General features: G+C 66.1%; 17 protein-coding genes. 11 read left to right on the top strand and 6 right to left on the bottom strand.

Going from position 1 to position 21,403, the window contains the following annotated elements:
• Window positions 1-256: 256 nt before the first annotated feature.
• The 4 genes from JOF56_RS17200 to JOF56_RS17185 all read left to right on the top strand — a co-directional run bounded on the left by JOF56_RS17200 (window position 257) and on the right by JOF56_RS17185 (window position 4,235).
• The gene (locus JOF56_RS17200; RefSeq protein ID WP_209638992.1) at window positions 257-1,708 is read left to right on the top strand and encodes a glycosyl hydrolase family 79 C-terminal domain-containing protein; all 1,452 of its coding nucleotides are present in this window, start codon (window positions 257-259) and stop codon (window positions 1,706-1,708) included.
• 218 nt (window positions 1,709-1,926) lie between these two features.
• Window positions 1,927-2,250 carry a YciI family protein gene (locus JOF56_RS17195; protein WP_209638990.1) on the top strand — a complete coding sequence of 108 codons (324 nt, stop codon included), beginning with the start codon at window positions 1,927-1,929 and terminating at the stop codon, window positions 2,248-2,250.
• Window positions 2,247-3,476 (top strand): RNA polymerase sigma factor, encoded by a 1,230-nt coding sequence (locus tag JOF56_RS17190; RefSeq protein ID WP_209638988.1) that lies wholly within the window; start codon window positions 2,247-2,249, stop codon window positions 3,474-3,476. The genes JOF56_RS17195 and JOF56_RS17190 overlap by 4 nt, the downstream gene beginning before the upstream one ends.
• A gap of 24 nt (window positions 3,477-3,500) precedes the next feature.
• Window positions 3,501-4,235 (top strand): alpha/beta fold hydrolase, encoded by a 735-nt coding sequence (locus tag JOF56_RS17185; RefSeq protein ID WP_209638986.1) that lies wholly within the window; start codon window positions 3,501-3,503, stop codon window positions 4,233-4,235.
• Here the strand turns inward: JOF56_RS17185 and JOF56_RS17180 are convergent.
• Both JOF56_RS17180 and JOF56_RS17175 read right to left on the bottom strand, forming a co-directional pair.
• Window positions 4,222-6,351, bottom strand: a complete 2,130-nt coding sequence (locus tag JOF56_RS17180) for a putative bifunctional diguanylate cyclase/phosphodiesterase (RefSeq protein WP_209638984.1) — start codon at window positions 6,349-6,351, stop codon at window positions 4,222-4,224. The genes JOF56_RS17185 and JOF56_RS17180 overlap by 14 nt on opposite strands.
• Window positions 6,352-6,362: 11 nt before the next feature.
• Entirely contained in the window at window positions 6,363-7,187 is an 825-nt protein-coding gene (locus JOF56_RS17175) for an SAM-dependent methyltransferase (RefSeq protein WP_307855136.1), read from the bottom strand.
• A gap of 164 nt (window positions 7,188-7,351) precedes the next feature.
• Between JOF56_RS17175 and JOF56_RS17170 the strand changes: the two genes are divergently transcribed.
• The 6 genes from JOF56_RS17170 (at window position 7,352) to JOF56_RS17145 (ending at window position 15,368) form a co-directional block, all read left to right on the top strand.
• Window positions 7,352-8,671, top strand: a complete 1,320-nt coding sequence (locus JOF56_RS17170) for a cytochrome P450 (protein WP_209638982.1) — start codon at window positions 7,352-7,354, stop codon at window positions 8,669-8,671.
• A 39-nt stretch (window positions 8,672-8,710) separates the two neighbouring features.
• Complete coding sequence (locus JOF56_RS17165; RefSeq protein WP_307855135.1) at window positions 8,711-9,721, top strand: alpha/beta fold hydrolase; 1,011 nt, start codon at window positions 8,711-8,713, stop codon at window positions 9,719-9,721.
• A gap of 587 nt (window positions 9,722-10,308) precedes the next feature.
• Entirely contained in the window at window positions 10,309-10,806 is a 498-nt protein-coding gene (locus JOF56_RS17160) for a formate dehydrogenase subunit gamma (RefSeq protein WP_245378286.1), read from the top strand.
• Complete coding sequence (locus tag JOF56_RS17155; RefSeq protein ID WP_209638980.1) at window positions 10,803-12,335, top strand: formate dehydrogenase beta subunit; 1,533 nt, start codon at window positions 10,803-10,805, stop codon at window positions 12,333-12,335. The genes JOF56_RS17160 and JOF56_RS17155 overlap by 4 nt, the downstream gene beginning before the upstream one ends.
• Entirely contained in the window at window positions 12,332-15,145 is a 2,814-nt protein-coding gene (fdhF, locus tag JOF56_RS17150) for a formate dehydrogenase subunit alpha (protein WP_209638978.1), read from the top strand. The genes JOF56_RS17155 and fdhF overlap by 4 nt, the downstream gene beginning before the upstream one ends.
• Window position 15,146: 1 nt before the next feature.
• Complete coding sequence (locus tag JOF56_RS17145; protein ID WP_209638976.1) at window positions 15,147-15,368, top strand: formate dehydrogenase subunit delta; 222 nt, start codon at window positions 15,147-15,149, stop codon at window positions 15,366-15,368.
• A gap of 259 nt (window positions 15,369-15,627) precedes the next feature.
• Here JOF56_RS17145 and JOF56_RS17140 read toward each other — a convergent pair whose 3' ends face one another.
• Window positions 15,628-16,788 carry a cytochrome P450 gene (locus tag JOF56_RS17140; protein WP_245378285.1) on the bottom strand — a complete coding sequence of 387 codons (1,161 nt, stop codon included), beginning with the start codon at window positions 16,786-16,788 and terminating at the stop codon, window positions 15,628-15,630.
• 47 nt (window positions 16,789-16,835) lie between these two features.
• Entirely contained in the window at window positions 16,836-17,594 is a 759-nt protein-coding gene (locus tag JOF56_RS17135) for a TetR/AcrR family transcriptional regulator (RefSeq protein WP_209638972.1), read from the bottom strand.
• A 120-nt stretch (window positions 17,595-17,714) separates the two neighbouring features.
• Between JOF56_RS17135 and JOF56_RS17130 the strand changes: the two genes are divergently transcribed.
• Window positions 17,715-18,500, top strand: coding sequence for an ABC transporter permease (locus JOF56_RS17130; RefSeq protein WP_209638970.1), 786 nt, complete (start codon window positions 17,715-17,717; stop codon window positions 18,498-18,500).
• A 7-nt stretch (window positions 18,501-18,507) separates the two neighbouring features.
• Here the strand turns inward: JOF56_RS17130 and JOF56_RS57965 are convergent, their stop codons facing one another.
• Both JOF56_RS57965 and JOF56_RS17120 read right to left on the bottom strand, forming a co-directional pair.
• Entirely contained in the window at window positions 18,508-20,070 is a 1,563-nt protein-coding gene (locus tag JOF56_RS57965) for a methyltransferase (RefSeq protein WP_245378284.1), read from the bottom strand.
• Window positions 20,071-20,076: 6 nt separating this feature from the next.
• Window positions 20,077-21,213 (bottom strand): 4-hydroxybenzoate 3-monooxygenase, encoded by a 1,137-nt coding sequence (locus tag JOF56_RS17120; RefSeq protein WP_209638968.1) that lies wholly within the window; start codon window positions 21,211-21,213, stop codon window positions 20,077-20,079.
• Window positions 21,214-21,403 lie beyond the last annotated feature (190 nt).

The raw sequence follows: 21,403 nt of genomic DNA, 5'->3' as shown, positions 1-21,403 counted from the left end.
TGTTCGAGTTGCGACGACAGACAGGACAGCAGCACGACGGACCGCTCAAGCTGCCGCTCAGAGCTCCGCTTCGTGATCATCGTTTTCTCCTGTCATCCCGAATTGCCTGCCAACAACTATGCCGAGTATTCGCAGAGGAGTCAATGCCATTTATGAGCGATCGGCGATCTTGCCTCACTGGTTTGGACCACGTAGGGTCCTGGCGACCGCCCGTGAGGGCGCCGCCGCCGGTTTCAGCTCAAGCGAGGAGACCGGTATGCGCAAGTTCAGGGCGGCCGTGTGCACGGCCGCCGCGTTGACCCTGATCGGCACAGCCCAGACGGCCGTCGCGGCGCAGGACACCGCAACCATCACGATCGACAGTGCGAACCCGGCAGGCCGGCTGCCGCGTGACTTCGTCGGCCTGTCGTACGAGATCCGTGAGCTCGGCGTCGGCAATCTGGATCCCGGCAAGGGCAACGTGCTGGCGATGTTCAACACGTTGGGACGCAACAGCAACATCCGGCTGGCGGGCAACACGCTGGACCGGGACACGCTCTGGGTGCCGCGCGGCCATCAGCCGCCCAACCCGCTGCCAGAGTGGGTCGCCAACACCCTGACCCCCGCTGACATCGAGCGGCTCGGCCGGCTGCTGTCGGCCACCGGGTGGAAGGCCGAGGTCGGGATCAACGTCGGCCGCTGGGACCCGACCCTCGGCCCGGACCAGGCCAGGGAGATGGTCAAAATCCTTGGCACCAAACTGACTGCGGCCGAGTGCGGCAACGAGCCCGAGCAATGGGCGCAGCGCGGTTACAAGCCGACGGGCTACGCGTACGCCGACTACCGCGCGGACTGGGCCGTCTGCGCGGCTGCGGTCGGCAACAACCGCATCGCAGGCCCGGACACCGCGAACCCCTCGTCGGTATGGGCGTCGAATCTGGCGAAAGACGAGCACGACAAGCTGTCGATGCTGACCGTTCACCAGTACCCCGGCGGTTCCGCGACCACGGCTCAGGCGCTGCTTTCCCCTGAAACTGCCGCGAAACAGCTCAAAGCCGTGTCTGCGAACCTGGCTGCGGCCAAGGAACAGAACCTGCCGTTCCGGGTGGACGAGGCGAACTCGACGTACAACGGCGGCATCGACGGCGTAAGCAACAAGTACGCGTCAGCCCTGTGGGGCATGGACTACGCGATGCAACTGGCGCAGGCAGGCGTGTCCGGCATCAATATCCACAGTGGCCTCGGCGTGTGCAACGAGCCGATCTTCAACGGCAAGTTCCAGCGCTACACCCCGTTCTGCGCGGCGACAAAGCAGGACGAACTCGCCCAGGTGTACAAGGCGATGCCGATCTACTACGGCTTGTGGATGGCCCGGCAGATGGGTTCCGGCACGTTCCTGCCGTTGAACCTGACCACCGACCGCAACATCACGGCATACGCGGTGAAGGGCGACGACGGTAAGACCAGGATCGCGGTGATCCAGAAGGACGACACCACCGCAGCACCGGTCAGCCTGAGCATCAGCGTGGGCAACCGCGTTCGCAACGCCGAAGTACTGCGGATGACCGGCACCAACCTGGCCGACGAAACCACAACCGTCCAGGGCTCTACTGTGGACCGTAACGGCCACCTGAAGCCCATGCGGCCCGACCAGGTGCGCGTACGCAACGGCTCGCTCGCGGTAAACCTGGCCGCAGGCAGCGCGGTCGTGATCACACTGAACAGGTGATTTTGTGCCCCCAAAGTGGCTTTCGGAGCGCTGGATGCCCCCAACGCCACTTTGGGGGCACACCCGATGCCGCTCACACGTTCAGCGATTCCAGCATTGTCCGCAGCATCTTGGCCAGTTCCGCCCGTTGTGCCGCGGTCAGCCCGGACAGCAGGCGGAAGCACCGTGTCTATTTCGCGTGTTCTCATTCGTCGTATGAGTGACGAAGGAGGTCGGGCGTGAAGTACATGCTGCTCATCTGTGGTGCCGAGGGCGTTCCGGACGGTATGGAAGAGGGCTGCGGCGGCTGGAGTGACGAGATGCGCCGCCGCGGTGTGTTGTTGGAAGGTGGCGTCGGGCTACGGCCTCCGTCGGATGCGACGACTGTGCGTGTGCGTGAGGACTCCGTGGTGCTGACCGATGGCCCGTTCGCCGAGACCAAAGAGCAAATCGGCGGGTTTGTGCTGGTCGAGTGCGCTGATCTGGATGAGGCCATCGAGGTCGCCGCGCAGCATCCGGTCGCCGCGTACAGCGCGATCGAGATCCGCCCGCTGCTGCCATGACCTCCCCGGTGGCGGCTGCCGTGGCAGCGGCCTTCAAGGCGGAGTGGGGTCAGGTCGTGGCGACCTTGATCCGGATCACGGGCGACTGGGACCTCGCCGAGGAGTGTGCCCAGGAGGCCTTCGCCCTCGCACTGCAGCGCTGGCCGCGCGATGGCGTGCCGTCGCGGCCTGGCGCATGGCTCACCACAACTGCACGCAACCGGGCCATCGACCGGTTGCGCCGGGACGCGGTCGGTGCCGCGAAACTCAAGGAGGTCGCGGCCATGGCGTACACACCCGAGACAGAGGAGTCCGCGGTACCCGACGACCAGCTCCGGCTGATGTTCACCTGCTGCCATCCCGCGCTGTCGATCGAGGCCCAGGTCGCGTTGACGCTCCGCACGCTCGCGGGCCTGACCACCGCCGAGATCGCGCATGCGTTCCTGGTCACGGAACCGACCATGGCCAAACGGATCGGCCGCGCCAAACAGAAGATCAAGAACGCCGGGATCCCCTACCGCGTGCCGCCGGACCACCTGCTGCCGGAACGCACCCCTGCCGTGCTTTCGGTGATCTACCTGCTGTTCAACGAAGGCTATTCGGCGAGTTCGGGCGCCGATCTGATCAGACGGAACCTCAGCGCCGAAGCCATCCGCCTGGCTCGGGTACTAGTCCGGCTGATGCCTGACGAACCCGAAGCGGTCGGGCTGCTGGCGTTGATGTTGCTGCACCACGCACGCCAGGCGACCAGGCTCTCCCCCGACGGCGATCTGGTGACGTTGGAAGACCAGGACCGGACCCGGTGGGACGCCGCCGAAATCACAGAAGGTGTTGCGCTGCTGGACAATGTGCTGCGCCGGGGCCAAGCCGGGCCGTATCAGATCCAGGCCGCGATCGCCGCGTGCCACGCCACCGCACCCAGTGCTGAGGAGACCGACTGGGTGCAGATCGCGGCGTTGTACGGCAGGCTCTCGCGGTTCGTGCCATCCCCGGTGGTGGAGTTGAATCGCGCGGTCGCCATCGGGATGGCGGACGGCCCGGCTGCCGGGTTGCGCCTGATCGAGGCGTTGATCGCGTCCGGCCGGCTGACCGGGTATCACCTGCTCCCGGCCACCAGAGCGGATCTGCTCCGCCGCCTGCGAAGACACGACGAGGCCGCCGAGGCCTACCGTGAGGCCCTGTCGCTGACCAGCACCGCACCCGAACGGCGATATCTCATGAAGCGCCTCGCAGAGGTGTCCATCTAGCACTCTCGCGTTCGTCGGGAGGGCATGAACACAGTTACTTCTCCGGATGGCACCAAGATCGCGTACGACCGGGCCGGCGCGGGGCCGCCGATCATCTTCGTGACCGGCGCGTTCAACGACCGGTCGACGTGCGCCGCACTGGTGAAACTGCTGGAGCCGAAGTTCACGGTGATCACGTACGACCGGCGTGGCCGCGGCGACAGTGGCGACACGCTCCCGTACGCGATCGACCGTGAGGCCGAGGATCTGGAGGCGTTGATCACCGAAGTCGGTCCGGCATACGTCTTCGGCTACTCGTCAGGTGCGCGGCTTGCCCTGAAAGCCACAGGAGTCCGGAAGTTCGCGCTGTACGAGCCGCCCTACGAGCCGCAGAACACCACTTTGGTACAAGAAATCGCCGCGTTGATCGCTGAAGGCCGCCGGGGTGACGCGGTCGAAGCCTTCCAGACCAAGGCAGTCGGCCTGCATGCCGACATGGTCGCGCAGATCCGCCAGTCGCCCTACTTCCCCGCGCTGGAGGCAATGGCGCACACCTTGGTGTACGACCTCATGCTCACAACCGAGCAGAAGATCGAGCCCGCGCGAGTCCCGGCTCTGGTCCTGAGCGGCGCCGAAACGTGGCCGAACCTCACCGAGACGGCCCGTATTGTCGCCGAACGAACCGGTGGCCGGCACGAAATCGTGCCCGCAGGCGCGAACCATCACATCGAGCCAGAGACAGTCGCGCCTGTGCTCGCTGGTTGGTTCACTCAGGACTGAGCCGGACCGCCAGGTCACCGGGTGGGCAGGCGGGGCCGGAGAGGGCGCCGATGGCGTAGTCGGCTCCCGCCATCCTCCACCAGTCGGCCTGCTCCTGCGTGTGCACGCCGTCGACGATGACTTTGGCACCGGCTCGGTGCACAAGCGGCACCGAGGTCGTCAACGCGGCGGTCAGCGGCGCGTGGACGGGCGAAAGTGCCTGGCGCTCAACGAGTCTGCGAGCAAAGCGGACGTACGTCGCCGGCACATCCTCGAGTGATGCGAGCTCGTCCGGCGCGGTCCCGAAGTCGTCGAGCATGGTCTGTATGCCCATGTCCGCGAGAACGCCGAGGTTGTCGGCGGCTTCCGACGCGCGCAACGCGGTCACCGGGATGCCGACGATCAGTTGATGCGACTGGCCTTCGACCTTGCGCAGGACGCGGGACACCAGATCGGCGTCGGTGCTCTGGTGCGCGGTCAGCCCGATGAGCAGCGGCAGGTCCCGGCCGGTCCGTTGCCGCCACCAGCCGGCCTGCCGGCCACCCTGCTGCAACAGCCATTCGCCCAGCGGCAGGATCAGGCCGGTCTGCTCGGCCAGTCCGACGATCTCTTCATGGTGCAGGGTCCCGACTTCCGGCCGGTCCCAGCGCAGCAACGCCTCGACAAAGACGATCCGGCCCGTCGCCAGCTCGGCCACCGGCCGGTAGACGACAGTGATCTCGCCGATCTCCCACGCGCCCGGCATCGCGGCGGCCAGCGTGTAGGTCTGCCGGTCACGCGCGTCCTGGTCGGCATGGAACAGTTCCCACTGACCACGGCCCGCGGCTTTCGCCCGGCGCAGCGCGAAATCCGCTGCCTGCAACAGTTCCGCCGGATCGGAGTTCGCCGGCGGGCGGTGCACCACACCGATGCTCGCCGACACCGCCACACCGTGACCGTCCACATAGACCGGTTCGGCGAGTTCCTCGTTGAACTTGGCCACCATGCTGGAGACAGCAGGAGTGGATGCCGTGTTCTCCACCAGGATCCCGAACTCGTCGCCGTCGAAGCGTGCGACCATCGCCTTTTCACTCGCGAGGACACCCCGAAGCCGCTGCGACACCGATACCAGCAGGTGATCGCCGATCCGCCGGCCGAGCCCGTTGCAGATCATCGCGAACGCGTCGAGATCGAGGTGGAACAGGGTCACGCCGAACTCCGGGTTGGCCCGGCGCAAGGCGATCTCCACATGCGTACTGAAATACTGCCGGTTCGGCAGGCCGGTGAGCACGTCGTGCAACGCCTGCCGGTTGAGTTCTCCTTGCAACAGCATCAGTTCCGTGCCGTCTTCGATGACTGTCACGAAGTGGCTCGGCCGGTCGCCGTCACCGCGCAGGACGGACGCGGTGAGAGTGATCCGCGCGATCTCGCCGTCCTTGCGCAGCAGGCGTTGCGGCTGTTTGATCCGCTCTTTCCGGCCCGTCAGAAGGTCCTGGTAGTCGTCGCGCAGCACCTGCCGGAGATCCGGGTCGACGAGGTCGAACAACGTCAGGCCGGTCAGTTCCGTCGAGCTGTGGCCGAGGATGCCGGCGATCGCGCCATTCGTGCGCAGCAGCCGGCCTTCCGGGTCGGTGATGATGATCCCGCTGGCCGAGGACATCGCGACCTCGTCGAACCGGGCCTCGCTCTCGCGCACCTGCCACTTGGCATCCCGGACCGCCTTGAGCAGCGACAGTTTCATGTTCTCCTGCTGCTCGAACGTCAGCATCCGGTTGGCCTCGGCGAACCCGCTCGCCATCGCGCCGAGCCCGAGCACGATCGGCTCGGCGAACCGGTCGACGGGCTGAAACTCCGGCAGTGCGAGCAAACCTTTACCCAGAACGTCCATTGTGCACGGCAGCGCCTGGGCGTTGGTGCAGCCGAGCTGGACCAACCGGGCACCGGCCTCCGCCGCGGCGCTGGGGTCGAACGGATCCGTGCGGACCACCGCGCAGATCACCTCGAGCAGCTCGCTCAGCCGGAGTTCCAGCTCCTGGACGCCGATCGACAGGAAGACGTTGTCCTGCATGACGTATGCCCATTTGCGCGCCAGGATCAGCCGGGCACGGGCCTCGTCCCTCGGTTCCGGGACGTCCGGACTGTGTCTGAGTTCAGGCATGTCATCGAGTCCTATTCGGACTTACGCCCCACACCCGCGTAGACCAGCATGTTCATGTCCGGATCGTCGGAGATGTCCCCCGGCCCGCCGGGCCGCCACATCGCGCAGCCGACCAGTCCCGGCTCGACCAGCTCGAACGGGCCGAACATGGCCTTGATCTGCTCGCGGGTACGCAGGTTCATCTGGTCCGGGCTGTTGCTGCGCCGGATCACGCCGGTCGCCTCGGCCAGATGTTCGCCCTGGTTGTCGCCGGTGGCATGGGTGACCGCGAAGTAGCTGCCGGCCACCAGGGGCGCCCAGTAGCGGTCCAGCAGGCCACGCGGGTCGTCCTCGTCGGGAACCCAGTGCAGCATCAGCAACATCAACAGGCCGACCGGCTGGGAGAAGTCCAGCAGCTCCCGCACCTGGGGGCTGCCGAGAATCGACTCCGGGTCACGCATGTCGGCCTGTACGACCGCGGCCTTGTCGTTGCCGGCGAGCATCAGCTCACTGTGCGCCACCGCGATCGGATCCCGGTCGACATAGACCACCCGGCAGTCCGGGTGTTCGTGCTGGGCGATCTGGTGGACGTTGCCGACCGTCGGGATGCCCGAGCCGATGTCGAGGAACTGCCGGACGCCCTGGCCGGCCATGAACCGCACGACCCGGCCGAGGAACGCCCGGTTGACCCGGGCGGCCTGCTTCAGGCCAGGCATCAGCGACTCGATCTTGATGCCCACTTCCCGGTCCACAGCGAAGTTGTGCCCGCCGCCGAGCATGTAGTCGTACGTCCTGGCCATGCTCGGCACGGAGGTATCGACGCCAGGCGGGACCCAGTCCTGTTGTTGCTGCGACACCGGGAACACCTCTTCATGATTGTGAAAGCTAAGAGCTTACCTACTGCGAACGAACGATTGTTAACCCATAGGTGTGACCACGCTCCACCCGATCGGGTGCTGTCAATCTGCGCCGAATGGGTCCTATTGTGTACCGTCTCTCATCTTCTCCGCGAGGAGTACGGATGCCCGTCCCTGTGGCACCGGGTCGCTGGCCTGTGCTGGGGCACACGCCGTCGATGCTACGGCATCGATTCGGATTCACCGCCGGTCTGCCGAAACACAGCGACGTGGTGAAGATCTTCCTGGGCACGATGCCCACCTATTTCGTGACCAGTCCCGAACTGACCTACCAGGTGCTCACCGATGGGAGCAATTTCCGGAAAGGAGCCATGTTCGACAAGTTCCAGCCGTACATCGGGACTGGCCTGCTGCTGTCGAACGGCCCCTTTCACCTGCGTCAACGCCGATTGATTCAACCCGCTTTCCGGCACGAGCGGATCGCGCACTACAGCGCCACGATGGTTCGCGCGGCACGGGAGATGGCTGAATCGTGGCGGCCCGGCGAGGTCCGGCAAATCGATCACGACATGCAGGGCCTGGCCGTGACGATCGTCGGCGAGACGCTGTTCTCCACCGAGCTGGGAAAACAGGCGACAGACGAGGCCCGGCGCTCCATTTTCATCATCATCAAGCAGGGGATGATCCGCGCGCTCTCGCCCGGTTTCGTCGAGCGGCTGCCCATTGCCGGCAACCGGGAGTTCGACCAGGCGGTGGCCCGGATGAAGGCGGTCGTGTTCAAGGTCATCGCGGACTGGCGGGCGCAGGGCGTGGACCGCGGCGACCTGCTGTCCACCTTGCTGCTGGCCGCCGACGATGACGGCGAAAGCATGAGTGACCAGCAGGTTTACGACGAGGTGCTGTCGATGCTGACCGCGGGCATCGAGACCACCGCGCTGGCACTGGCCTGGCTGTTCCACGAGATCGCCCGGCACCCGGAAGTGGAGCGGCGGCTGCACGCCGAGGTCGACGAAGTGCTCGGCGGACGGCCGGTGACATTCGCCGACGTGCCGGAACTGACCTATACCCGGCAAGTGGTCAACGAGGTACTGCGGATGTATCCGGTCTGGATTCTGATGCGCCGATCGACCGCGGCGGTGGATCTCGGCGGCGTTGCGATCCCGGCCGGTGCCGAAGTCACCGTCAGTCCGCATATGCTGCATTTCGACTCCCGGTTCTACGGCGAACCGGACCGTTTCGACCCCGACCGATGGCAACCGGAAAAGATGGAAAAACTTCCTCGTGGCGCGTTCATCCCGTTCGGCGCGGGTGTTCGCCAGTGCATGGGAAACACATTCGCGCAGACCGAGATCGTGATCGCGGCGGCGACCGTGGCCGCGCGCTGGCGGCTGGTCCCGGTCGCGGATCAGCCCGTCCGGGTGAAGTTCACCTCCGCCGCATATCCGAGCCGGATGCCGATGACCGTGACCGCCCGTAATCAGTAGGTTTTCACAAGAGTGTTCTTCATAGGAGGTCGTTCTGTCGTGCGTTGGTTCCATGCTGCCCGAAAACGCCGGCAATTCCGCCGGTTCATGGCCACCGCGTTCACCACATTGGGTGTTTGCCTGGCATTGTCGCCGCTGCCCGCACAAGCCGCGGTAACGTGCCAGGACCTCAATTTCCCGGTCACCCTCGGCACAATGTACGGAAAGCTGTGCAAGCCGAGCGGTGCGACCACGGTACAAGTCCTGATCCCCGGCGGGACGTACAACAGTTCATATTGGGACATCGAATTCTCGCCGGACACCCGTTCGTACCGGGCGGCGATGAACAAGGCCGGGTTCGCCACCCTGGCTCTCGACCGGCTCGGCACCGGACGCAGCGCCAAACCGCTGAGCCTGCTGGTCACCGCCTCCGCGCAGGCCCAGGCCGCGCACGAGGTGATCCAGCAGGTGCGGCCCCAGTTCCAGAAGGTGATCATCGGCGGGCACTCGATCGGCGCGGCGATGGCGATGATCGAGGCGGGCAACTACCGCGACGTGGACGGTGTGCTCGTCACCGGGATGACCCACCGGATGAACCTGATCACCGTCCTTCCGGTGCTGGCCAACATGATCCCGGCGCCGCTGGGCCTCGGCGGCGGTCTGGACCCCGGCTACCTGACCACCAGCCCAGGCACCCGCTACACCTCGTTCCACGCGCCGGGCCCGAACATCACGGGCGCGATCACCTTCGACGAGACCACGAAGGACGTCTTCGCGGCGACCGAGGCGATCGACACTATCGCGCTGACCAACGTCGTCATCCCCGCCACGCGCCGGATCAACGCACCGGTCATGCTGATCGTCGGCAACGACAACCACTTCTGTGGCGCGCCGCTCGGCAGCGACTGCTCGTCGGCGGAGGCGTTGCGCGTGTCCGAGGCGCCGTTCTTCGCACCTGAGGCCCAGTTGAGGACGTACATCCTCAACGGCTACGGCCACTCGATCAACTACGCCCCCAACGCGCCGGACTACCACGCCGTCGTCAGCGCCTGGGCGAAAGAGATCGGCTGAGGTTTCTCCCCCGGCTAACGGAACAACAAGCCCGAGAGCCGTCCCAAGCCCACTTTCCCGCAACCGCATCCGGTGAACCAGGCCGACCTGAGCCCAACGCAACCACCACACCAGCCACAAGAGAACTTTCAGCAACCGAAAACGAGCACCCCGGCGGCCTCGGCCCCCGAAACCCAGCCTACGGGCGATATACGACAAGTTTCGGCCAAGCCCGCCCGCACTGTGGACAACTCCCTGCCTGTGGACAGCTCACCCGCGCACGCACGCAGGCAACGCTGAATGTCAGACCTCGTCGATACGCTGGATTCCGGGGGCCGGAGGCGTCCGGCGACCTGGGAGGGCGGGTGTTCAGGTCCCGCGGGTGAGAGGCCGGACACAGGCTTGGCGGGTTGCTGAGCGCTGGTAAGCAGCACCATCCGAAACACGGCCGCTGATCTGGCCGGACCGCGGTCGGGCTCTCGCGACCTGGGGCGGGAAGACCTAACCTGAAGCTGAAAGTCAGGGCTCGTGATCACTTGCCGGGCCTTTCGCCGGGCGAGCGGACTGGGTACCGTTGTGTATACCGTATGCAGATGTATCGTTGGGAGATGAGCATGACGCCCGAGCCAGCAGTATCGGTTTCACTGGCCGACCGGGTGCGTGCGGTGGTCGACGCGCATCGCGGCGACCGTGGTGCGCTGATGCCCATCCTGCATGGCATTCAGGCCGAGTTCGGTTATGTCGGGCCTGAGATGGTGCCGATTCTCGCCCGCGAGCTGAACATCTCCCGGGCCGATGTGCATGGCGTGATCAGTTTTTACACCGATTTCCGGGCTGAGCCTGCTGGGCGCACGGTGGTCAAACTGTGCCGGGCGGAGGCCTGCCAGTCGGTCGGCGCCGAGAAGCTCGCCGAGCACGTCCAGCAGGTGTTCGGGGTCAAGCTGGGGCAGACCACGCCGGATGGCTCGGTCACCCTCGAGCAGGTGTTCTGCCTGGGCAACTGCGCGCTGGGGCCCGCTGCCCAGATCAACGGCCGGATGCACGGCAAGCTCGACGAGAACCGGTTGGACGCTCTTATTCTCGGTGCGGAGACGGGGAAGGCATGACCACGATCTATGTCCCGCGGGATTCGGCCGCGGTTTCGGTCGGCGCTGACGCGGTCGCTGAGGCGATCCGGCGCGAGGCCGAGGCCCGTGGCCTGGATGCCCGCGTGGTCCGCAACGGCTCCCGGGGCATGCTCTGGCTGGAGCCGTTCGTCGAGATCGACACCCCGGAAGGCCGCGTCGGCTACGGCCCGGTCGCACCGCATCAGGCCGCCGAGCTGCTGGACAACCCGGACCACGACTTGAAGGTCGGTCTGGTCGACGACCTGAAGTGGATGAAGGACCAGACACGGCTCTGCTTCAAACGGGTCGGTGTCACCGATCCGCTCTCCGCCGACGACTATCTCGCCAACGGTGGCATGGCCGGGCTGCGCAACGCTTTGGAGCTTGAGCCGCAGGCGGTTGTCACGCAGGTGACCGATTCCGGGCTGCGCGGCCGGGGCGGCGCGGGATTCCCCGCCGGCATCAAGTGGAACACGGTCCTCAACACTCCCGGCGAGCTGAAGTTCGTCTGCTGCAACGCCGACGAAGGCGACAGCGGCACGTTCGCCGACCGGATGCTCATCGAAGGTGATCCGTTCTGCCTCATCGAAGGCATGACGATCGCGGCATACGCAACAGGCGCGACCGAAGGTTACGTCTACCTTCGCTCCGAGTACCCGGATGCCGTCCGCACGCTGCGCCAGGCCATCGAGATCGGCTACGCCCGCGGCTGGCTCGGCGAGAACATCCTCGGTTCCGGCTTGAAGTTCGATCTGTTCGTCCGGGTCGGCGCGGGCGCTTACATCTGCGGCGAGGAAACCTCGATGCTCGACAGCCTCGAGGGCAAGCGCGGCATGGTCCGAGCCAAGCCGCCGATCCCCGCGATCACGGGCCTGTTCGGCAAACCCACGGTCGTCAACAACGTGCTTACGCTGGCCTCGGTGCCCGCGATCCTGGCCGATGGCGCGGAGGCTTACGCCGCGCTGGGCATGGGCCGCTCGCTGGGCACGCAGGTTTTCCAGCTGGCAGGCAACATTGCGTGCGGTGGCGTGTTCGAGACCGCGTTCGGCATGTCGCTGAGCGAACTGATCAACGATTACGGCGGTGGCACCCGGTCCGGGCGCCCGGTACGAGCGGTGCAGGTCGGTGGCCCGCTCGGTGCGTACCTGCCAGCCGACCAGCTTGACCTCCCGCTCGACTACGAGGCGTTCGCCGCTGCGAACGCGATGCTCGGGCACGGGGGTATCGTGGTTTTCGACGACACCGTTGACATGGCCGCCATGGCGCGCTTCGCGATGGAGTTTTGCGCCGAGGAGTCGTGCGGCAAGTGCACCCCGTGCCGGGTGGGCTCGGTGCGTGGCGTGGAGACCATCGACAAGATCGTCGCCGGACAGGACCCGGACTCCAACCTGGCCGTGCTGAACGACCTGTGCGAGCTGATGATCGACGGATCGCTCTGCGCGATGGGCGGCCTGACGCCGAATCCGGTGCTCAGCGCGCTGAAACACTTCCCGGACGACTTCACACGGGCACAGGAGACCAAGTCATGACCCTGATGAAGGAACCCGATCTGGGCACACCCGCCCAGCCAGGCGAAGCGACAGTCACAGTAGAGATCGACGGCATGCCGATCACGGTGCCGCCGAACACCTCGATCATGCGGGCCGCAGCCATGACCGGAATCGATATTCCCAAGCTGTGCGCGACCGACAGTCTCGAAGCGTTCGGTTCGTGCCGTCTCTGCCTGGTCGAGATCGACGGCCGCAAAGGCACGCCCGCCTCCTGCACCACGCCCGTCGCCGAAGGCATGAAGGTGCGTACGCAGACGCCCAGGGTGGAGAAACTCCGCCAAGGCGTCATGGAGCTGTACATCTCCGACCACCCGCTGGACTGCCTGACCTGCTCGGCCAACGGCGACTGCGAGCTGCAGGACATGTCCGGCGTGGTCGGCCTGCGGCAGGTCCGCTACGGCTACGAGGGCGAGAACCACCTCGACCTGCTCACCGACAGCAGTAACCCGTACTTCGACTTCGAGGCGTCCAAGTGCATCGCGTGTTCGCGGTGTGTCCGGGCCTGCAGCGAGGTCCAGGGCACGTTCGCGCTGACGATCGAGGGCCGCGGGTTCGAGTCGAAGGTCTCCGCTGGTGGCGTGGACTTCATGAGCTCCGAGTGCGTGTCGTGTGGCGCGTGCGTGCAGGCGTGCCCGACGGCCACGCTGCAGGAGAAGTCCGTGGTGGAGCTGGGAATGCCGACTCGCAGCGTGGTCACCACGTGTGCGTACTGCGGCGTCGGCTGCTCGTTCAAGGCCGAGCTGCGCGGTGACGAGCTCGTCCGGATGGTGCCCTACAAGGGCGGCGACGCGAACGAAGGCCACTCCTGTGTCAAGGGCCGTTTCGCGTTCGGCTACGCCACACACCCCGACCGCCAGATGAACCCGATGATCCGTGAGTCCATTGAGGACGAATGGCAGGTCGTCGACTGGGAGACCGCGATCTCCTACACCGCCCGCAAACTCCTTGAGGTGCAGGCGAAGTACGGCTCAGGCTCGATCGGCGGCATCACCTCTTCGCGTACCACCAACGAAGAGGTCTACGTGGTGCAGAAGATGGTGCGTGCCGCGTTCGGCAACAACAACGTCGACACGTGCGCCCGCGTCTGCCACTCGCCGACCGGTTACGGCCTGAACCAGACGTTCGGCACCTCGGCGGGCACCCAGGACTTCAAGTCCGTGGCCAAGGCCGATGTGATCGTCGTGATCGGCGCGAACCCGACCGACGGCCACCCGGTGTTCGCCTCCCGGATGAAGAAGCGGCTGCGCGAGGGCGCGAAGCTGGTCGTGATCGACCCGCGCCGGATCGACCTGGTCCGCTCGCCGCACGTCGAGGCGCAGTACCACCTTCAGCTGCAGCCAGGCACGAACGTGGCCATCGTCAACGCGTTGGCACACGTCGTGGTCACCGAAGACCTGGTGGCAAAGGACTTCGTGGCCGAGCGGTGCGAAGGTTACGAGGAGTGGGCCGAGTTCATCGCCCGTCCGGAGAACAGCCCGGAGGCCACCGAGTCGATCACGGGCGTGCCCGCGGCGGATCTCCGTGCGGCTGCGCGGTTGTACGCCACCGGTGGCAACTCGGCGATCTACTACGGCCTGGGCGTGACCGAGCACAGCCAGGGTTCGACGATGGTGATGGGCATGGCCAACCTGGCCATGGCCACCGGCAACATCGGCCGTGACGGTGTCGGCGTGAACCCGTTGCGCGGTCAGAACAACGTGCAGGGTTCGTGCGACATGGGCTCGTTCCCGCACGAGCTTCCCGGCTACCGGCACGTGTCCGACGACGCGGTCCGCGAGACGTTCGAGGCCGTGTGGGGCCGCACGATCCTGCCGGAGCCCGGCCTGCGGATCCCGAACATGTTCGACGCCGCGATCGACGGCTCGTTCCGCGCCTTGTTCGTGCAGGGCGAGGACATCGCGCAGTCCGACCCGAACACCAAGCACGTGTTCGCGGCGCTGGAATCCCTTGACCTGCTTGTGGTCCAGGACCTGTTCATCAACGAGACCGCCAAGATGGCGCACGTCTTCCTGCCGGGTACCTCGTTCCTGGAGAAGGACGGCACGTTCACCAACGCCGAGCGCCGGATCAACCGCGTGCGGCCGGTGATGGCGCCCAAGACCGGCAAGCACGAGTGGGAAGTCGCCTGCGAGATCGCCCAGGCCATGGGCTATCCGATGAGCTACAACCACCCGCGCGAGATCATGGACGAGATCGCCGCGCTGACCCCGACGTTCGCCGGTGTCTCGTTCGACCGGCTGGACAAGCTCGGCAGCATCCAGTGGCCGTGCAACGAGAAGGCCCCTGAGGGAACGCCGATCATGCACGTGGACGCCTTCGTCCGCGGCAAGGGTCACTTCGTGCCGACCACGTTCGTGCCGACCGACGAGCGCAGCACCCGCAAGTACCCGCTGATCCTGACCACCGGCCGGATCCTCAGCCAGTACAACGTCGGTGCCCAGACCCGCCGGACGGCGAACGTGGCCTGGCACCCCGAGGATCTGCTGGAGATCCACCCGCACGACGCGGAAGTCCGTGGCATCAACGACGGCGATGAAGTCTCGTTGTCCAGTCGTGTCGGCGAGACGGCGCTGCGCGCGGTGCTGTCGGACCGGATGCCGGTCGGCGTGGTCTACACAACGTTCCACCACCCCGTGACCGGCGCGAACGTCGTCACCACCGAGAACTCCGACTGGGCGACCAACTGCCCGGAGTACAAGGTGACGGCTGTCCAAGTCGGACTGCGTACCCCCGTGCCGCCCAAGCAGGGCGCGGGTTTCGACCAGATCCCCGTGACGGTATTGGACTGAGATGGCCCATTCGATGTCGCCGCAGGTCAGGATGGCCAACGAGATCGCGGTGCAGTTCCACCACCGCCCCGCCGACGAGGCGGCGGCCGCGATCGCCAACCACATCCGCAAGTTCTGGGACCCGCGGATGAAGGCCGATCTGCTCGCCCGCGTCCAGTCCGACGCGGCCTCGCTCGACCCGCTGGTGATAGCGGCCGCGCGCCAGATAGCGCCACCGCAGTAAGACGAACACCCTGGCAGGCCCTCGTGTACGCACGAGGGCCTGCCGTGCTCATCCCATGGTGATCGTGGTCGTCAACGTGCCGTTGTGTGGAATGCGCAGAACGTGCATACGCCGGGCGGCGTCGCGAGACGCCGGCAATCCGCGCCACCTGTGCCTGTGTGACACGTCCCGCCATCTCCTCCCCTTTCGGTCCGCCTCGTGAGTACCACTTTCCGGCTCACGGTACTCAGGAGGAAAACCGGCCCGGGCACGGTGGGTCTCACCAGGTGACGGGGAGCTTTCGCAGGGCGCGGATGGACGTGCCCTCCCGCCAGGTCAGCTCGGATTCGGCGACCGCCAGCGAGAAATCCGGGAGACTGGTCAGCAACGCGGTCAGCGCGGTGGTCAGTTCGAGCCGGGCCAGTGGAGCGCCGAGACAGTAGTGGGTGCCGTGCCCGAAGGTGACGTGCTGGTTCGCATTCGGCCGGGTGATGTCGAGCTTGTCCGGCGCGGTGAACATGACCGAGTCCTGGTTGCCCGCGCCGGGCAGGGCGAGGACACCTTCGCCTGCCTCGATCACCTCACCGCCCAGCGGCACGTCCTCGACCGCGACCCGGGGCAGCAGCGCGGAGTTGAGCCTGGCGTACCGCAGGAGTTCCTCGACGGCTTGGCTCATCAATTCAGGTCGCTGTCTGAGCAACGCGAACTGGCCGGGATTGCGCAGCAAAGCCAGCACCGAGTTGCCTAGCTGGTTCACGGTCGTCTCGTGTCCCGCGATGAGCAGCAACTGGAGGTTGGCGACGAGCTCGGTCTCGCTCAGTCCGCCGTCCTCTCCGGTGACCGCGATCAACTCGGTGGTCAGGTCTTGCGCGGGCTGCGCGCGCTTGGCCTCGATCAGACCGCCGAGATACGCCCGGATCTGCTGCACCGCTTCGCCGATCTCCTCGGCGGTGTGCGCCGTCGACATCAACCGCTCGGCCCAGCCACGGATCGCGGCCCGGTCGGCGTACGGCACCCCGAGCAGCTCACAGATCACCATGATCGGCAACGGCGCGAAGTACCGCTGCACCAAGTCCACCGGCGGCCCATCAGCGAGGATACCGGTCAGCAGATCGTCCACAATGTCCTGGATCCGGGGCTCCAGCAGGGCGACGATCCGTGGGCTGAACGCCTTGGCCATGAGCTTGCGAGTGTGTCTGTGCCGCGGTGGGTCCTGGCTGGTCAGGATGTCCGGGTCGTACGCGGACCGTACGGTGACCGGCGCGTCCGGGCCCATCGCCGCCTCGCGGCTGAGCCGTTGGTCGGAAAGCACCTGCCGGACCTCGTTGTGGCCAAGCGCCAGCCAGACGTCCGTGTCGCCGAATTTCGCGCGGAGGACTGACGCCTCAGCCAGCAGGGCCACCGCCTCGGTGTCGATGTCCTCGGATTTCGGTGTGGTCAACGGGTATCTGCGCACACCTTCAGACGTACTCCGCTGATCCGGCGGTATCAATCGGCTGAACGGCGCTCGATGTAGGCCGCCATCCCGTCCAGGTAGATCTCCAGGCCGAGATCGAAGTAGGGGTCCATGCCGGTGTCGTTGTCCTCCCAGAGCGATTCCGTGTCGAACACACCGGCTGAGACGAGTTTGCTCAACGCCGGATACTCCCGCGGATCGACCAGCTGGGTGAGCGCGTTGTTGTACTGACGGCTGAACGCCACCGGGTTCTGCGCGAACCCGATGGCCAGTTCCGCGTTCATGCGGTAGCTGCCGCGCACGTAGGTCATCAGGCCCATCACGATCCCGGCCTTCTCGGCCTCGGCAAGTTTTGTTTCGGCCAATGTAGACAGTGCCCGGTCGAACCACCGCAGGTTGTTCGGGCCGAAGGGCGGCGCGTTGATCGGAATGGTGGCGAACCAGGGGTGCCTGCTGACCGCCAGCATCACCGCCTGGGCCCAGGCCCGCAGGTTGGCGCGCCAGTCACCGCCCGGCGAGAAGTCCGGCGGCTGTTCGAACGCGATGTCCGCCATCAGCATCAGCAGGTCCTGCTTGCTCTTCACATGCCGGTACAGCGCCATCGTGGAGTTGCCCAACTGTGCGGCGACTCTCGCCATGGGGACCGCGGCCAGTCCCTCGGCGTCGGCCACCTCGACCGCGGCCTTGACGATGTCGCCGACCGTGAGCGAGGGTTTCGGGCCGCGGCGTGGTGTTTCGCGCGTGCCCCACAGGAGGGCTATGTCCGGCGGCAGGCCGGTCTCGTCGGTCATCCACGCCCTTTATGCCGCAGGCATCCCGGTCGCGCGGGTGTCCTCGCACCGCCCGACACTCGACGACGTCTTCATGAGCGTGACGGCAAACCGTTCCCCCGCAAAGCAAGGAGCGAGCGCATGAGCGTGGCTGTGAACCATGGGGGTATCGGCAACGCCATCAGCGACTCGCTCACCATGATCGGCCGTTGTAACCGGCTCAGCCGGCGCAACCTGGACACCCTGATCATGTCCATCGTGTTGCCACTGCTGATGATGGCCCTGTTCGTGTACGTCTTCGGCGGCGCGATCAACACCGGCACGGCCTACATCAACTACGTCGTACCCGGAATCATCTTGCTGTGCACCGGATACGGTGCCGCTTCGACGGCGATGGCGGTCGCCGACGACATGCACAGCGGCATGATCGACCGGCTGCGGTCCCTGCCGATCCGGAGTTTCGCGCTGCTCACCGGGCACGTGACCGCCAGCGTCACCCGCAACGCCATGTCCACCACGGTCGTGATCGGCGCCGCGATCGCGATGGCATTCCGTCCAAACGGGACGTTCGGCGAATGGCTGCTCGCCGCCGGTCTGCTGCTGCTCTACGTCCTTGCCCTGTCCTGGCTCGCCGCCGGACTCGGCGTGATCGCCGGCAGTGTGGAGTCGGCCAGCGTCCTGAGCTTCTTCATGCTCTTCCTGCCGTACCTGAGCAGCGCTTTCGTGCCCACCCACACAATGCCGTCGCTCCTGCACGCGGTCAGCCAGCACCAGCCCATCACGCCGATCATCGAGACCACTCGCGGCCTGCTGACCGGCACCCCGATCGGCAACCAGGGCTGGATTGCCCTGGCCTGGTCGATCGGGCTGCTGCTGGCCTCCTTCACGTTCGCCACCTGGCTGTACCGCAGCCGCACCAGGAAGTGACATCGCCTCACTGATGGTGCGGTGCCGCGATCCTTGCCTGAAGCAGTGCGAAGTCCAGGGGAAGTTCGTGGCTTGCGGCCAGCGTGAAGCCCGCCTCGGCGAGCATTTCGCGGTAGTGCTCCATCGTGCGTTCACGGCCGCCGACGTTGCAGAGCATGTGGACATCCCAGGCGAAGGCGAGGGAAGGCGACGAGTCCTCGGGCAGCAACCGTTCGATGATCAGCAGTTCCGCGTCCTCGGGCATGGATCCGGCCAGCTGCCTGAGGATCTGCCGGCACTGCTGGTCGTCCCAGTCGTGCAGGACGCGCGACAGCAGATACACGTCGCCACCCTGGGGAACACCCGTGGTGAAGTCGCCGGCCACGAGCTCACATCGTTCCCGACGGCGCAGCGAGCCGATCACGTCCGGCCGCTCGAACAGCACACCGTGCACGTGCGGCCGGACGTCCAGGATGTGGTTGAGCAGCTCGCCGTTGCCACCGGCGACGTCGACGACGACCTTCGCCGAGGAGAAGTCGAAGACCTCGGCGACCTGCCCGAAGATCGAGGCGCTGGACGCCATCGCCTTGTTGAACCCCAGCTCCGGGCGCTCGGCGAAGTAGTCGAAGTGGTGTTTGCCGAAGACGTGCGCGAACGACTCCCGGCCGGTGCGCACCGCGTGGCTCAGCTCGCCGAACGACTGGTAGAACGAGCCACCGTAGAGCAAAGCCAACGCGTGCAACGAATACCGCGCGTCGGTGCGCAACAGCTCGCCGAGCTCGGTCAGCTCGAACTCCGGGCCACGCAGCACGCCCAAGCTGGCCAGGTAGCGCATCAGGCGCAGCAGGCTGTCGTGACAAGTCCCGGTTCCGACCGCAATGTCCTGAGTGGACATGCCCTGCGCCAGGTAATCGGCGATCCGTAGCTCGGCGGCGACCGCGATCGCCTGCGTCTCCCACGCTCCGGTCATCATGCTCAGCAGGCGGTACGCCGGTTGCTGCCGGAGGTGCGTGGTGAGCGCCTCGGCGTGGTACCCCTGCGAAATCAGCTCCAACCGCTGCGCGGCCTTGCGGAAGTACAGCACAGTCGAGTCGACGTGCGCGTTGTAGCCACCACCGTCCGGGGTGAGCCCGGCCCGGTCGAGCGCAGTCGTCAGTCCTGAGAGGACAATCGGGTCCGGCGTGACGACCTGCAGCGCCACATGGGTTTCGTGCTGCTCGGCACGCTCGGCGAGCTCGATCTCGCGCGGCGCCGACGGCAGCGCGAAAATCTCTATCTCACAAGGGGAATCACCGGCCGCGGTGACCGGAGCCCGCAGGATGGCCACCTCAATGTCGGTGTATCCGTACCGGCGGCACAGCCGGTCACGCACGACGACGCTCGGCACGGCCTCGCCAGGCGCCAGCCCGTGCTCACGCAGTTCGGCGCAGAGTTCGGCCACAGTGGACGGAAAGACCAGCACCGCGCCGTGGTCGAACCTGCAGTGCGCGGCCACACTCGGATCGATTCCGAACTGCCGCAGCACGCTGCCGGTGTCGTTGGCCCGGATGAATCCGAGCATGCCCTGGAGCAGATCCAGATCAAGTCTCATGAAAATTCAGATCCCGACGTAGTTCTCAGCGAAGAAGTCTTGGTGGGTACGGGAGTTCTGCAGGCTTTCCAGCCGGGCCCGCTGCAGCGACCGGGCGAAGAAAGCGTCGTGGCCGTCCCCGGAGGGACCGTGCAGCAGGTTGATCATCCAATGGGAGAACTCCTGCGCCCGCCAGATCCGGGGCAGGCAGTCCTGGGAATACCTCGCCAGCAGGCGTTCGTCGCCGTGATTGACCGCGCGTGCCAAGGCATGCGCGAGCAGCTCGACCTCCATCAGCGCCAGGTTCGCGCCTTTCGCGGCGGACGGGCTGATCAGGCTGGCCGCGTCGCCCGCGAGGAACAGCCGTTCGTGCTGGATCGGGTCCAGCACGTCGGAGGTCATGTCCACCACCCGGCGCTCAATGAACCGCCCCTGTTTGAGTTCGCCGTACTCGTCGGCCCGCATTCGCAGGTGCAGCTCGTCCCACACGCGATCGTCGGTCCACATCTCCGGATCGGTGCCGCGCGGAACCTGCAGGTAGTAACGGGTGATTGTGGCGGTTCGCGCCATATGCCCGGCAAATCCGTTCGGGTGGATGGCATACATGACCGCAGCCATGCTGGGCGGGGCCTCGGCCAGCAACGCAAGCCAGGAAACGCCATGGTCCCGCTGAAAACGCCGGCCCGGAACGGCCTGCCGCGAAACCCCATGCCGGCCATCGCAGCCCGCGACGTACCGCCCGCTCAGCTGCCGCCCGTCGCGCAAGGTGATTCGCGCCTGGCGGGCGTCGACCGACGCGACGTCGGTCTCGAACAGGATCTCGCCACCCCGGTCGAGGAACTCCGCGATCAGGTCGCGAACCAGATCTTGTTGCGGGTAAACGGTATGAATCTCACCGCGGCCCAACTCGCCGTAGTTGAGCTCGAACTGTCCACGGTCACTACGAAAAGCGCATGTGTCGTGCTGCTGCCCGGCGGCCAAGAGCCCGGCGGCAAGGCCGTTCCCAGCCAGGATACGTACGCTGTTGGCGGCGAGAAATCCAGCGCGCGCACGGCTTTCCACGTGTGCACGGCTTTGCCGCTCCACGATCACACAGTGGATGCCTTCCGCCCGAAGCATGTTGCCCAGCACCAGACCGGCCGGCCCCGCACCGATTATGAGCATGCAGGGCTCAGCAAATGCTTGCAAGTAGCTAAGTTTCTGACGTCCATAGTGGACGCTATCAGCCGGGGCCGCCCGCCCCGGACAGGTGATCATGAAACCCGACGGACCGAACGCCGGTCATACCGCCAGTATCACTGCACGGCAGCGTCTAACCCGGACAGGCGAATACCCGGTCACCCAATCCTGTAAC

It is taken from the genome of Kibdelosporangium banguiense (assembly GCF_017876405.1).
Taxonomy (GTDB): Bacteria; Actinomycetota; Actinomycetes; order Mycobacteriales; family Pseudonocardiaceae; genus Kibdelosporangium; species Kibdelosporangium banguiense.
The sequence above is the reverse complement of the archived record's forward strand: the minus strand, read 5'-3'. Positions and strand labels throughout refer to the sequence as shown.

Bases quoted from the DNA above. Each gene is read 5' to 3' on its own strand.
- JOF56_RS57965 (WP_245378284.1), bottom strand. From the start codon at position 20,070: ATGAGACTTGATCTGGATCTGCTCCAGGGCATGCTCGGATTCATCCGG.
- JOF56_RS17170 (WP_209638982.1), top strand. From the start codon at position 7,352: ATGCCCGTCCCTGTGGCACCGGGTCGCTGGCCTGTGCTGGGGCACACG.
- JOF56_RS17130 (WP_209638970.1), top strand. From the start codon at position 17,715: ATGAGCGTGGCTGTGAACCATGGGGGTATCGGCAACGCCATCAGCGAC.
- JOF56_RS17160 (WP_245378286.1), top strand. From the start codon at position 10,309: ATGAGCATGACGCCCGAGCCAGCAGTATCGGTTTCACTGGCCGACCGG.
- JOF56_RS17145 (WP_209638976.1), top strand. From the start codon at position 15,147: ATGGCCCATTCGATGTCGCCGCAGGTCAGGATGGCCAACGAGATCGCG.
- JOF56_RS17120 (WP_209638968.1), bottom strand. From the start codon at position 21,213: ATGCTCATAATCGGTGCGGGGCCGGCCGGTCTGGTGCTGGGCAACATG.
- JOF56_RS17200 (WP_209638992.1), top strand. From the start codon at position 257: ATGCGCAAGTTCAGGGCGGCCGTGTGCACGGCCGCCGCGTTGACCCTG.
- JOF56_RS17155 (WP_209638980.1), top strand. From the start codon at position 10,803: ATGACCACGATCTATGTCCCGCGGGATTCGGCCGCGGTTTCGGTCGGC.
- JOF56_RS17135 (WP_209638972.1), bottom strand. From the start codon at position 17,594: ATGACCGACGAGACCGGCCTGCCGCCGGACATAGCCCTCCTGTGGGGC.
- JOF56_RS17180 (WP_209638984.1), bottom strand. From the start codon at position 6,351: ATGCCTGAACTCAGACACAGTCCGGACGTCCCGGAACCGAGGGACGAG.
- JOF56_RS17190 (WP_209638988.1), top strand. From the start codon at position 2,247: ATGACCTCCCCGGTGGCGGCTGCCGTGGCAGCGGCCTTCAAGGCGGAG.
- fdhF (WP_209638978.1), top strand. From the start codon at position 12,332: ATGACCCTGATGAAGGAACCCGATCTGGGCACACCCGCCCAGCCAGGC.
- JOF56_RS17185 (WP_209638986.1), top strand. From the start codon at position 3,501: ATGAACACAGTTACTTCTCCGGATGGCACCAAGATCGCGTACGACCGG.